Here is a 13,382-nt window from a genome sequence, read left to right on the forward strand (position 1 = left end):
AAGTATGGTTTATTGTTGTGAAAAGTACATTGTTGCGGTTATATTGACTTTGCTTTGTTACAAAAAAATTAATTAGTTACTTAGATTCAAAGAGTTAATTTATAAATGAGCTTTTTGGAAGTGTGGTTAGTACTAAAGTTATATGAGATTATTGCTTGCTTTTCGCTTAGTCTTAGATGATGCAACCTAATAAAAACGAAAATAATGCTTACAATTTGGTCGGTTAGTGCAATTGCATTTGTTTATTTAGCTGTACTCTTTGCTATAGCTTACTTTAGCGAAAAATACAAAGTGCAGTCGTTTAAATCATTGGTTTATGGTTTAACGCTAGCGGTTTATTGTACTTCTTGGTCTTTTTATGGCACCACTGCACAGGCCGCAAACAACGGCTGGTGGCTAGCGCCCACTTATGTGGGGAGTTTGCTTTTATTTATTTTCGGCTGGCAAGTTTATTTAAAGATCAGCGAAATTTGCCAGACACATAAAATCACTTCTATTTCCGATTTTATTGCTACCCGCTATGGGCAATCCAGCTCGCTCGCTGGCATTATCACCGCCATATCGGTATTTGCTATTATTCCTTATATTTCGTTGCAATTAAGTGCTATTAGCCAAAGTACCATGTTGATTGCAGGTGGAAATACAGACGCAGCTCAGTCAATTTTTCAAGACGGTACGTTTTATATAACACTGGTATTGGCCATATTTGCCATTTTATTTGGTGCCAACAAGCTGCGCCCCAATGCCCATAATCTGGGGTTAATGAACTCCATTGCTTTTGAATCACTCCTCAAGTTATTTGCCTTTTTAGCTATCGGTTTGTATGTCTGTTTCGGTTTATTTGAAAGCCCGAGTGCACTAATGCAAGCAGCAAAAAGTGCTGACTTGCAAAACCAAGTAGCTGAGCGAGGCAGCGCAAATTATGTCTATATCAGTCATATGATTTTGGGTTTATTGGCCATGCTGTGTTTGCCACGTCAATTCCATGTCAGTTTTGTTGAACGTGATGAGCAAACCGATATAAAAAAAGCGCGTTGGATTTTTCCGCTTTATTTACTGCTATTAAACGTATGTACATTACCAATTGGCTATGCAGGCTTGTTATTACTTGATCAGCAAAGTGTGGCTTTTGATACCTTTGTACTGGCATTGCCGTTGGCATTCGATAATCAGGGCTTAGCGCTCACAGCATATTTAGGCGGCTTTTCCGCCGCTATTAGTATGGTGATTCTCTCTGCAATTGTGCTTTCTGTGATGATCACTAACGATATTATTAACCCATTACTGCTAACTAAAAGCAAAACAAAAAACGCTGAGTCAGGACTTTCGCCCGAAGGCATTTTAATGGCGCGTAAAGTGGTGATTTTAGGTGTGCTGATTGCCAGTTATTTTTGCCATAAGTTACTTAGTAGTACCAATAGCTTAGCAAATGTTGGGTTGATGTCTTTCACCCTCGTGGCGCAATTTGCACCTGCGTTGTTGCTCGGTCTAGTTTGGCGAGGAGCTGCCCGAAAAGCTGCAAAATATGCCATTTTAACAGGCTTCGCAGTATGGGTTTACAGTCTGCTCTTGCCCTCAATTGCAACTAGCTTAAATTGGCAAATGTCTTGGTTAACTTTAGGTCCTCTTGGCTTAGGTTTTTTAGCACCAGCAGACTTTTTAGGGCTTGGCCTAGATAGTATTTCGCAAACCTTATTATTATCACTCACCTTTAATACCTTAGTGTTTGTCTATATTTCATTAAAGCGAGGTGCAGAAGTTGCAGAACAATTACAAGCTGAGAAGTTTGTGTTTTCTGTGGAGCAACAACACGCAAATAACATCAAGCATCAACTGAGTGTGGATGAGTTGAGTCGTTTATTGCTGCGGTTTGTTGATGGCACAACTGGCCAGCAAATTATTGAGTACAACTTCCCAACACAAGGTGCTGATTGGTTAAAACCTGCAGATGCTAAGTTAGAAACTATCGTTGCGCGCGAAATGGCTGCCGTAATTGGTGGTGCTTCAGCGAATTTGGTACTGACAGCCGCGAAGAATAAACAACACGGACAATTAAGTGAAGTCGCCAATATTGTTGATGAGGCAAGCCAAGTGCTCAAATTCAACCGTGACTTACTGCAATCGACCATAGAAAATGTCAATCAGGGGATCAGTGTAGTGGACGGTGACTTAAACTTAGTTGCCTGGAATAGTGTTTACCAAACCATGTTTCACTACCCCGAAAATGCACTGTATATTGGCCGACCAATCGCAGATATTATTCGCTTTAATGCTGAGCGAGGCTTATTTAAAACAAACAACATTGAAAACGAAATCACTAAACGATTAGCGTTTTTAAAAACCGGTAGTGCCTATAAATATCAGCGTGCACATCAAAATGGGCGTGTATTTGAAATGCAAGGCAACCCACTGCCAAGCGGCGGCTTTGTTACCACTTTTAGTGATGTCACTGAGTTTGTGAATACACAAGATGCACTGAAAGAAGCTAATACTAATCTTGAGCAAAAAGTAAATGAGCGAACTCACGCACTAACCCAAGCAAACTTAGATTTAGCAGAAGCAACCGAAAGTAAAACCCGCTTTTTTGCAGCGGCGAGCCATGATTTGTTACAGCCGTTTAATGCGGCGAGCTTATTTTGTTCAGTAATGGAAGAGAAGTCACAGGGTTCAGAATATGCTGAGCTTGCCAGTAATATTAAAAATTCACTTACTTCAGCAGAAGAATTACTAAGTAGTATTTTAGAACTCACGAAACTTGAGTCGGGCAATCTAAAAATAGAGAAAAGCCAATTTTCAATAGCGAAATTATTAACACCCCTAAGTGCCGAATTTTCGGCACTAGCTAGTGAAAAAGGCCTTACTTTTAAATCACATTTTGATGAGATAATGGTAAATTGCGACCGTACTTTACTGCGAAGAGTGGTTCAAAATTTATTAAGTAATGCGGTGCGTTATACCCAAACTGGAGAAGTGACGCTGAATTGTGAAAAAGCAGGCAAGTACTTAGTGTTATCTGTGACAGATACGGGCCCAGGTATTGCCAGCGAAGATCAGAGCCTGATTTTCCAAGAATTCAAACAGCTAGATGGACAAGATAAGGCACAGGGACTTGGCCTAGGTTTAGCCATAACAAAACGTATTTCAGATGCGCTTCAGTTAGCACTTACAGTTCAATCTAAAGTTGGTCATGGATCGCAGTTCTCGATTCAAATGCCAATTGCAGCAGAGGGTGAGCACAATCAGGAGCATACTTCGCTATCACCAAATATTGAGCAATCAGCAAGCTTTAATGGGCTCACTGTATGGCTAATTGATAACGATAAGACGGTATTACAAGCTCTAGCAAAACGTTTACAAACCTGGGGCTGTGATGTGAAAACTGCCACAAATAAAAGTCAGCTAGAAGCACTTAAAGAGAATAAGCCACTACCAATGTTAATTATTGCTGATTACCATTTAGATGACGGTATAACCGGTGTGACGCTTTTGGACGAATGCGGACTGAGTCATTTACCGTGTATTATTAACACCGCAGAACACGATGAATCGGTGCGTGAATTGATAAGTGATGCGGGGTATCCGCTTCTTTATAAACCGGTAAAAGCGCCGGCGTTAAAGCGGTTAATTAAAAAGTTATGTGCCTAATGGTGTCGATGTTGCTATTTGGAGCAACGCCTTTGTGATTTATAAAGCAAAAACACAACGCATTTAGGCTCGATATTGTTAAGAGCTAAAGCAACCTTAGGTTTTGAGCTTTAATGCTCCCTTAATGCTCCCAGCTCAATAACTAATATTCGGGTTGTTTCGTTTTTAGTTTGTATCGTTCAATAAGGTCATCCATATTCATCGAAGACTCTGCAATATGAGAAGCTGCAACCGCTATTTGTTCTGCGCCCACAACGTTTTCTGAGGCTTTTTGGAATATTTCAAAAATCTTTTCGTTCACTTCATCAATTGCATCACGCTGATGTTGCGTGCTCACTGAAACTTCCCCCATATTAGTTTCCACTTGCTTCGCTTGCTCAACTATTTCACCCAGTGCCGTTCTTATTTCGTCAGCACGATCCGCTGCTTGCAAAGCATTCTCTTTGCCTTGTGTTATGACTCTTGCAGCTTCAATAGAACTCTCTTGCAGTTGTTCGACTAATGCTGAAATTTCTTCCGTTGATTGTTGTGTTCGACTAGCTAAGTTGCGAACTTCGTCGGCAACAACGGCAAACCCTCTGCCTTGTTCTCCAGCTCGCGCGGCTTCAATAGCCGCATTGAGGGCGAGCAGGTTTGTTTGCTCTGCAATGCCTCGGATTAGGTCAACCATAGAGGTTATACTGCCTACTTTTTCGTTTAGCTCGTTCACTTTATTGGCTGAAAGTGCCATATCTTCCGACGCTTTTTGAATAACTCCCACCGCATCAGTCACAACTTCCTGACCTTTAAAAGAAGCCATGTATACTTGCTTTGCGGACTCTGCACTTTGCGCCATAGAATCAACGATATGTTGAACATTATTACCCATTTGTTCAGCTGCTGAGGCGATTGTCTGAACCCCTTCTTGTTGTTCTACTAAATTGGTTTTGCTTTGGCTAATTGCAACAGCAGTTTCATGAGTTGAAGTGGTAATTTTTCGTGATGCATTGATAAATTCGACTAAATCCGTTTCAAACTGACTCGTTAAAGCGTTGACTCGTGTCGCTGTTACACCTAAGTCATCGCTGGATAAAATTTCAATTTCGTCAGCAAGATCGCGATGCGTGATAGCCACCTCAATACCTTTTGCAATCGCATTACCTTGTTGATCTCTTAGTTTTAAAGATAGAAAGATTGCTACCGTTGTTAACGCACCAATAATTAAAATTATTATCTCAATAACTAGTATATTTAATGCATCATGCTGAATTTTGATGGCTGTGTTATCCACTTGTATCAGCGCTTTTTCTTCAGCTTGCTTAAGTCTGTTAATGCGTTTGGTAGCGGCTGCAAACCATTCAGTTGCGTCTATGTTAAATCCATTATCTTTACTATCTGCGGCATTTCGAAAAGGTTCTACGCTCTTTAATTCTGGTGAAGAGAGTGCTTGTTCGAAAATGTCACGGATACCTTCGGGCGCTGAATCGACGGCTTCGAATAAGTAAACCGATTGTTTTGTTTTTAGCTCAACGTATTTGTTGCGAAGTGAAGGGGTAAACGCGTCGTTTGCAAATACATTTGATAGTACAGCGCGTTCAATACCCGCGGATTCTTTTGCACTTGAAATGTTGTGAATACTATAAAGCTCTGACGAGATAATTTGCTCTTTACTTAGGCGAGATGCGACATTAACAATGTGTAACCCCTTAGAGTTAATGTCGGTATAAAATTTAAGTACGTCGGCAAGCGGAATAGATTGTTGTTTAACAGATTGTCTAACCTGATTTAGCCGATTAAATTTAAGTAAAAAACCCTCGAGCTCTCGCTGCATTTCGTCGGATAAGGTCCAACTTGATTGTGTGTTTTTTAATTTAGCGAGTACTTCATCTGTATTGCGATGTTGAGACGACAGTTCAGACGAAAATTGTTGCCCTTTTGAAGCGAGAAACCCTGCAGAAGTGCCTCGCTCTTTTTGTGTTTCATGAATCAGAGACAGTACATGATGACTGACAAATGCATTGTATTCACTGTAAAGAGCGTCTTGCATGCGTTTATAAGAAACAGATACATCATAGAAAACAACCATTGCGAGTAAAACACACGGTAGCAAAACCACAAATACCACATGTTTAGAGATAAACTTCAAAACTCGATTATGCATACTACTGCGTCTCCAACAACGATACTGCTCTATGGGAGTCTTTGATTAATAATGAATTTATTATTAAATTTAATTTTTTTAGCACGCCGAAAGCAGTCTTAACTTTAACAAGACATTAACTAATAATAGGTGAAAAATTAAAATTTAAACAATTAGATTCATTTTATTTCGCTATTAATTTCGCACTGTATGGCAGAACAAGTTTCTTGTTCTAAGTAAATAATTGCTCAGAGCAAACTTGCGATCAAACCATAATGCTTGATTAGTATCATGCCAGATAAAACGAGTGTGATGAGTGCGGGTACTGCATCTTTAAACGTGTCATATCGAAAGTGAAAATAAAGCGCACCAAGAGATGTAAACGCAATTCCTAATGCGCCTAACACCATGAGTAAATCTAGCTTTAATATGAGTGAGGCAAGCAATAAAATAGCTGCAGCCATTTCAATCAATCCGACTAAATACATATGGGTACGCGTAAGCCCATACTTTTTAAAAAAGGCTAATTGAGTATTAAAGATAAACGGTTGCCAACCCAGCACTTTGATTGAGCTTGCAAATAGAAAAAATAGAAATAGCACGGATGTAATTATAGTCATATTGTGACTCCTTAAAGTAATTGTTAGCGCTATTTAAGCATTCCTGTTTTTACTCATAAATGCCTATATAATGATTTATAGTATTCCCAATTGGAATGTATGGGTAGAAGATGGATAAACTCGAATGTATTAATTTATTTTGCGTGGTGGCAAGGCTTAATAGTTTCACAGCCGCAGCCAATGAGCTTAATGTGACGCAAAGTGCAGTGAGCAAAAAGATTGCGTGGTTAGAGCACAAGTTGGGCTTTAACTTATTTGAAAGAAGTGCACGAAAAATAAACTTAACGGATGCAGGAAAATCTTATTTAGCATTTTGTGTGCAATTAGTTGAGCAAATTAATGTCACCGAACAAACGTTAAAGGGTGAACAGGCAAAGGTTTCGGGAAGATTAAAAATATCCGCTCCATCAGCGTTTGCAACGAACATGCTTTCACAGCCCGTGGCAGAGTTTTTATCACAACATCCTGAGGTTAAGTTAGAAGTCTCTGTAAATGATCAGCAAGTGGACTTATATAAAGACGATATTGATATTGCACTTAGAGCCGCACATTTACCTGATTCAGGGCTGAAAGCAAAAAGAATATTGGATCACGAGTTGTGTTATTTTGCTGCGCCTGATTACTTGGAACATAATGGCCATCCTTCAGCGCTTTCAGATTTGGCGCACCATCAATGTATTACTTACTCGCTTAGTCGGCCATCGAATGTGTGGTTTATTAATCAGCAAAAGCATTCGGTTTTAGAGTTTATTAAAAGTGATAGCCCAGAATTTATTGTGAAAATGGCTCTGATGGGCTGTGGAATTGCGGGAATGCCTAAATGGATGGTTCAAGATAAGTTGAATGAAGGTGCATTGGTAGAGCTATTTACTGATTGTGAAAAGGCTTCTCTCCCGATGTATGCAGTATATAAAAATGCAGACTATATCCCGTTTAAAATCCGCGCTTTTGTGGATTACTTATCGCGTTATTTTACTGAGCAGGTCTGAACCCTGTTGTGCAAGCTAAGTGAGGGGGCATTTACGACACGGCTTTAATTCATCAACATGTTTTGTTTGCTCAAACGGCTTGGCTGGCGTAGTCTTAATGAAAGTGTTGATAATTTAGTCAGAAATCATAGTTGATACAATTTAAATCACTCTGTTAGAGCTTTCACTACTCAATTGGCTGTACTTATGACGAAACCTGTAACCCAGTTTATTGCACGACAAGCCATTCTTGATGCATCGAAGCAAATCTTTGCTTATGAGTTGCTGTATCGAGATTCAGACAATAATGCTTTTCCTGTTGGTGTGACCGATGAGCAAGCAACGGGACGAATGTTTTTTAACTCACTGATTTTAGTTGGTAAAGATAAGTTAGTTGCTAACCATTGTGCATTTATCAACTTATCTGACACTACGTTGTTACAGGAAATTCCGCGTTTACTCAAACCCGATAACTTGGTGCTTGAAATTGTTGAACGCTCTCAGAACATTGAGGAATTACTGGCGATTGTAAAAACGCTCAGAAAACAAAATTACAAATTTGCGCTTGATGATTACGACAAAGATCCAAGATGGGAGCCTTTGTTACCTTACATGTCTTACGTTAAATTAGAGCTTGAGCACCCGATTTTAAAAACCACCACCTTAGCTAAGAAGCTAAAGCGTTTGTACCCCAAACTTAAAATTGTTGTTGAACGAATAGAAACCTACGAAGACTTTAACTACTTACAACAAGCAGGCGTTGATTTGTTTCAAGGCTACTTTTTTGCCAAACCCGAAATGCTAACCCATGGCAATGTTGAACCATCAAAGCTGGTGGTATTTGATTTATTAAAATCGACCACTCGACCTAACCTCAATTTCAAAGAGATCGAAAGCAAGATTGCCAAAGACTTAAGTCTGACTGCGCGCGTGCTAAAACTGGTTAATGCCCATTCCGGCCTTGATAAGCAAGAAATGAAGTCAATTTCGCAGGCTGTGGTGTATTTGGGAGAAGATACCCTTAGGCAGTTTATACGGGTATTAGCACTCAGTGACTTGGGGGTTGATAAGCCTTCAGAGTTGACCAAATTTGGCCTAATGCGCGCCCAGTTTATGTCGCTATTTCTAGCACCGGGCGGTAAAGAGATGGCCGAGCAGGGGTACCTGATTGGTTTAATGTCTATTTTAGGCGCTGTATTAGATATGGATCTTAATACCGTTATTAGTGAGTTTTCATTGGATAGTAATTCAAGCGGGGCACTATTAAATTATGACGGTCTTCTCGGTGGCGCATTAAAAATCGCGATGGCGATTGAAGAAAATAATTGGCAAGCCGCCGAATCCATTTTAGCAGAAGTAAGACCTGCAACACCCATCTCGAGCATTTTTGAATTGGCAGAGCAAAGCCGCACGTATGCAGATGATGTGTTTGCAGTTGTATCTGGGTAAGAAGGCTTAGAATTCGCGCCATAAAACGTTAAAGAATCGGTTTTAAACTGCTCAAGTGGAATAAAGGCCGCTTTTCCACCCCATTTAATTTTTGATATAGCATTTAGCCATATTTGTCTTTGCTTCTAACATCTTACAAAGATTAGAAGCAATCATAACGCGGTTTCGTTGTAACTTGATCTGAGTTTAGCAGTGACCGATGGAACCAAGCCTTATGGATAAATTATTACTCAAGGCTACTTTATGCTAGTTACCTTAAGGCAGCTAAATGACAAATACTTGAGGTCGATTGCAGCGCCTTATTATGCCGTTATTCACTGGGTATAAGCGCCAATAGATCAGTTTCACCAACATCAATGCCAGATTGAAAAAGAATTGTAGTTACTTGCCCTCTATGATGCGTTTGATGATTAAATAAGTGCTGGATAATAAAGCCAAGATTTTTTGTAAACTTATTGCCTTTGGTATTGATGTAGTCTAACTCGCTCAAGATTGATTCTTCCGAAATCTCATTAATGAAATTAATTATGGCTTCATCAATAACTTTTCTAGATTGAGCCAAAGACTCTAAATCTGGATGAACAATCTCACTCAAAGAAACCGGATCAGCAAATTTCTTCATCAGTTTAAGCGATTCAAAACTATCTGGGTGATTAGATATGCGTTTAAGCCAAATAATGTCACCGACCAAAATATGATTAAGGGTACCAATAATTGAACTGAAATAGGCTCCCTTATCTTTCGATAGGTCTTCGGGGTCGAGCTTATTGGCAGAATCATAGATTTTTTGATTGATCCACAAATTATAGTTGGCTAATAACTCAAAGTTTGATTTCACTAAATATACTCTCCAAGGGCATAAAGCCCGCATAACTAGCTAATAAAGCTTGGCTAAAATTAGCAACCAAGAAGCACAGCCAAGCGTTTTGATATGGGTATTACATCACAGCCGAGCTAAGAGCAATTTGATAGCTACCAGTTGTTTGATAAGTTGCGCTAAGAATAATATTAACTTTCTTACCCTCTTTTGATTGCCCTGTTACATTGAATGATTTTAGTTCAGTTTTTCCAGCAAAATTGGGGACTTTGCTAGGTGAAAAAGACCAACCAACGTTTTTATTTATTCTGGCAAGGTTAACATTAACCTCTGAAATGAATTTGCCTGCATTGGCTTTTTTGACAAAAACAGTACAGACTCCATTTTTTGAAAAGTAATTGCATATTGACCATTTGGTGCTGTGAAAGACCATGCTTTCCCTTTATTGCCATTTAAAAATTGATCTGCGAATTTGGGGGTTAATTGATTGATCCCTTTTTTTTGGAACAGATTGGATAAAGTTCTTTCATCTCCAGCATGTCTAACGCATGTTGCAAATGAAAAATTAGCTGCAAATTTTTCAATTGAAGCATAAGCTGGTTTGATAAAAGTTAAAGTGGTTAACATTAAAACGGATAACAGAGGTAACTGGGTTAACTTCATTGTTGGTCGATTCCTTGATTTACATATAACGCTTTGCTAAGCGGTGAGCGTTAGCGAGTCCAGTGGAGGCCGTCTTTTGGCCGGAACGATGCTTGAGCAACTTGTTAGAAGTTTTAGTTTGCAAAGAACGCCCTTACTGTTTTAGCAATGTTTTCGGTTTGGCTTGCATCTAAGCCAAGGGTGACATTTGAACCCCAGACTTCGGGGCCATCAAATTCACTGATTTTTATGTTCAAGGTCACGTGCCCAAGAGCATCTGATGTAGCAGATATTGCAAACTCACCTTCGATTGATGCCCACTCTTGAACACCTTGCCAACCTTTCCATTCTTTTGCGATGAATGAGAATAGATTAACCAAGAATTCGCAGTCAGTGTAACCCCAAACACGTTTCCTAAGCTTAACCGCTGGCGACTCATAGAGCACAGTGAAGTAATCAGCCTCTCTTTCGCAGAAAGTAAGTGTTGCTGATGTATTTCCTGATTTAATGACTGCTGTATCCATACTCTTTACTTCTAACGCCGCCATATGGGGCGAAAAAATGCTTAGCTAACATTAGCGAAGAATGAGCGCAAGCCAAGCGTTTTGCGTCCCTGCCATAATGGCTTTGTTATACGTTTTGTAACTCAGTTAACAGATTATCAAGAGCTGGTTTTATATTGCTTTCAACAGAATTCATATTTAGAGCATTTAAGAGATATTCGCTAACTAATGCGCGTTTTTCAGTTGGAATATCGCTTATAGTTTTAGTTGATAGATCTAAATTTAACTTAGTTGCAGACTCAGCATCTATAAAATGCTCTTCTGGTAGAGCTAAAAATTGCTTCAAATTCATATTTTAACTTCCTCGGTACCAATTTTGAGAAACGTATAACAGCTTATTAGTGCGCATTTCGATTTAAGGAAGTTATTCACAACCTAAAATTGCCAGACCAATAAGTAATTTTATTTAATATTATCAGTAGATTATCAGTAGTTTATTGCCCTAGCAATTTATAATTTGGTTTAGATAATCGAGTCATCACTTAATCGCGCAATTAGAAGACCGTTATGTAATGTTACTCTTAAGTATTTACCCATTTAAATCAGTAGATTACATTTTTTATTTAGATAATCGCGCCAAAAAAATTTATATAACGTGCCATGTTCATAAGCAAAAGTGGATGTTTGATTGGGTAATATGCTGTTGAGGTTAGTTTGAACAATCACCAGTATTGTTCATTACTTCTCAGCGCTGTTTTAAAACGGGTAACACTTCTGCTATTTCACTATCTAACATATCCAGTACACTCGCGAAGCCATGCTTTGGCTGCCAACCAAACTTGGCTTGTGCAGCTGATGAGTCATACACGCGGTCTAAACTTGTTGGCAAACGCCAACCTCTTTGTTTAAACGCTGATGTTATCTCTGGGCACTTTTCTTTTATGACTTCACTTGCATGATTGTAAAGGTGTTCGCAGTCATTTTGATTAAATGGTGTAAACCCAGAAATAATGAAACGTTTAAAGCCGTTTAATCGTTTATCTATGGCACATGCATGCGCACTTGCGACATCACGCACATCTATACCGCGAGTAAGGCGATAGATTGCCATTAAGTCAGCGGGTTCGGGAAAACATCGAGACATTTGTAATACGGTAACTGGAAGATTGAAGAGCTTTGAAATTTCATTCAGCTTGTTTTCTGCAAGTATTTTACTTTTATGATAGATAGACTTAGGTTGAGGCTCAACTTGCTCCGTAATCCAACTGGTGTCACCTTCAGAGGATGAAGCATAACCATAAAGTGCGGTTGTACTGGTAAAAACAAAGTGCTTAATGCCTGCTTTGATGCCAGCTAAGGCTAGCTTTTCGGTTGCATCGACATTGATGGTTAGAAACTCTTTATCAGCTATTAGCCCAACATGGGGTGCATGAAGTGCCGCGGTATGAACAATAACGTCCACACTTTCAAGTGCTTTAGAAATTAATTCGCCATCGCAAATATCACCGATAAGGTCTACCGTTGAGCAAGGGGTTTTATCTAAACCTACTACATCATGATCTCTCATTAATTTGATATAAATAGCACGCCCGACTCTACCTGCAGAACCTGTTACCAATATTTTCATTTTGTGCCTTTTACTATGTGAAACGCGATGCAGCCATCTAAGTATTATGAAGTAAGCTGATTATTATTGTCACTGAGTGAAGTGTTAATTTTTGGCAGATTAATGGACTGAATAACCAAGCAAAGTAAAACTAACAATGCGCCCATCCAACCCATTAGCTTAAAACTTTCCCCCAACAGCAAAACCGCCAATATTGTTGCTATTAAAGGCTCCAGCAACGTTATTAATGTCGCATTGCTTGTTTCAATAAATGTTAAGCCATATGCAAATAATAAATATCCTAGAAACATTGGGATAATTGCCATATAAAGTGAAACAACGCTATTGGTGATGTTTAAAAATAAATTCTCACCTGTAAAAAATAGAGAAGGTAATAGCAGAATTGCCGCTCCCCCGAATAACCCTGACATGGCGGCTTTAGAATCAATGCCTTTCGTTATAAAGGATTTTGCTACCCACGAATAACAGGCGTAAGTTAACCCAGCGATACAGCCTAAGACAATTCCTATTGAATTGAGAAATAAATTAGATGTGTCATCAAATGCGGGTTTTTTACCGTGAGTGAGCAAAATGACACCAATCACACCAAACGTAAAACTTACCCCCCATTTTCTTGAAATTGATTTTTGATTAAAAAGACGCTCAAGAAGGGCGGCAAACATGGGCGCAGTGGCTATTGGCACAATAGTACCTATCGCAACGCCAGATAAGTGCATAGCGGAATAAAATGCCAGAGGATATATTGCAACTGATAAGGCGCCAGCAGCGAATAGTCCCTTTCGTTTGATAAGCTGTCGATAGTTTGCAAGTAGACTTCGAATGTTGGTTAGTACCATCAATACACCGCCAACACCCATTGCGAATGCGCCAATGGCTAGGGGGCTTACATCACTTGAAAAGCTTGCAACAGTGCCGGTCGTACCCCAAAGAAAACTAGCAATAACAATCGCTAAAGTACCTTTAATCATTTTTGACTCAACAAACATAATAAC

Annotated in this window: 11 protein-coding genes; 3 read left to right on the forward strand and 8 right to left on the reverse strand. The window is 39.3% G+C overall.

The window, feature by feature from the left end; all coding sequences use genetic code 11:
* Positions 1–204: 204 nt before the first annotated feature.
* Positions 205–3,645 carry a PAS domain-containing hybrid sensor histidine kinase/response regulator gene (locus OM33_RS15465; protein ID WP_040134844.1) on the forward strand — a complete coding sequence of 1,147 codons (3,441 nt, stop codon included), beginning with the start codon at positions 205–207 and terminating at the stop codon, positions 3,643–3,645.
* 142 nt (positions 3,646–3,787) lie between these two features.
* On the opposite strand, the gene OM33_RS15470 is transcribed toward OM33_RS15465, so the two are convergent.
* Complete coding sequence (locus tag OM33_RS15470; protein ID WP_040134846.1) at positions 3,788–5,785, reverse strand: methyl-accepting chemotaxis protein; 1,998 nt, start codon at positions 5,783–5,785, stop codon at positions 3,788–3,790.
* Positions 5,786–6,012: 227 nt separating this feature from the next.
* Positions 6,013–6,384: a DoxX family protein gene (locus OM33_RS15475; protein WP_040134848.1), complete on the reverse strand. Its 372-nt coding sequence runs from the start codon at positions 6,382–6,384 to the stop codon at positions 6,013–6,015.
* A 110-nt stretch (positions 6,385–6,494) separates the two neighbouring features.
* On the opposite strand from OM33_RS15475, the gene OM33_RS15480 reads away from it, so the two are divergent.
* Together OM33_RS15480 and OM33_RS15485 are read left to right on the forward strand one after the other, a co-directional pair.
* On the forward strand, positions 6,495–7,373 hold the full coding sequence (locus OM33_RS15480; protein ID WP_040134850.1) for a LysR family transcriptional regulator: 879 nt from the start codon (positions 6,495–6,497) through the stop codon (positions 7,371–7,373).
* Between the two features lie 186 nt (positions 7,374–7,559).
* The gene (locus tag OM33_RS15485) at positions 7,560–8,801 is read left to right on the forward strand and encodes an EAL and HDOD domain-containing protein (protein ID WP_010558375.1); all 1,242 of its coding nucleotides are present in this window, start codon (positions 7,560–7,562) and stop codon (positions 8,799–8,801) included.
* 310 nt (positions 8,802–9,111) lie between these two features.
* Here OM33_RS15485 and OM33_RS15490 read toward each other — a convergent pair whose 3' ends face one another.
* The 6 genes from OM33_RS15490 to OM33_RS15515 all read right to left on the reverse strand — a co-directional run bounded on the left by OM33_RS15490 (position 9,112) and on the right by OM33_RS15515 (position 13,376).
* Positions 9,112–9,639, reverse strand: coding sequence for a DinB family protein (locus tag OM33_RS15490; protein WP_040134854.1), 528 nt, complete (start codon positions 9,637–9,639; stop codon positions 9,112–9,114).
* A 282-nt stretch (positions 9,640–9,921) separates the two neighbouring features.
* Positions 9,922–10,281, reverse strand: coding sequence for an NMCC_0638 family (lipo)protein (locus OM33_RS15495; protein WP_040134856.1), 360 nt, complete (start codon positions 10,279–10,281; stop codon positions 9,922–9,924).
* Between the two features lie 113 nt (positions 10,282–10,394).
* Positions 10,395–10,784 carry a DUF6228 family protein gene (locus OM33_RS15500; RefSeq protein ID WP_199922597.1) on the reverse strand — a complete coding sequence of 130 codons (390 nt, stop codon included), beginning with the start codon at positions 10,782–10,784 and terminating at the stop codon, positions 10,395–10,397.
* A 106-nt stretch (positions 10,785–10,890) separates the two neighbouring features.
* Positions 10,891–11,115, reverse strand: a complete 225-nt coding sequence (locus tag OM33_RS15505; RefSeq protein ID WP_040134859.1) for a hypothetical protein — start codon at positions 11,113–11,115, stop codon at positions 10,891–10,893.
* 393 nt (positions 11,116–11,508) lie between these two features.
* Positions 11,509–12,390, reverse strand: coding sequence for an NAD-dependent epimerase/dehydratase family protein (locus OM33_RS15510; protein WP_040134861.1), 882 nt, complete (start codon positions 12,388–12,390; stop codon positions 11,509–11,511).
* Between the two features lie 44 nt (positions 12,391–12,434).
* Entirely contained in the window at positions 12,435–13,376 is a 942-nt protein-coding gene (locus OM33_RS15515; protein ID WP_040134863.1) for a DMT family transporter, read from the reverse strand.
* Positions 13,377–13,382: the final 6 nt, after the last annotated feature.

This window comes from Pseudoalteromonas piratica, from assembly GCF_000788395.1.
Classification (GTDB): Bacteria; Pseudomonadota; Gammaproteobacteria; order Enterobacterales; family Alteromonadaceae; genus Pseudoalteromonas; species Pseudoalteromonas piratica.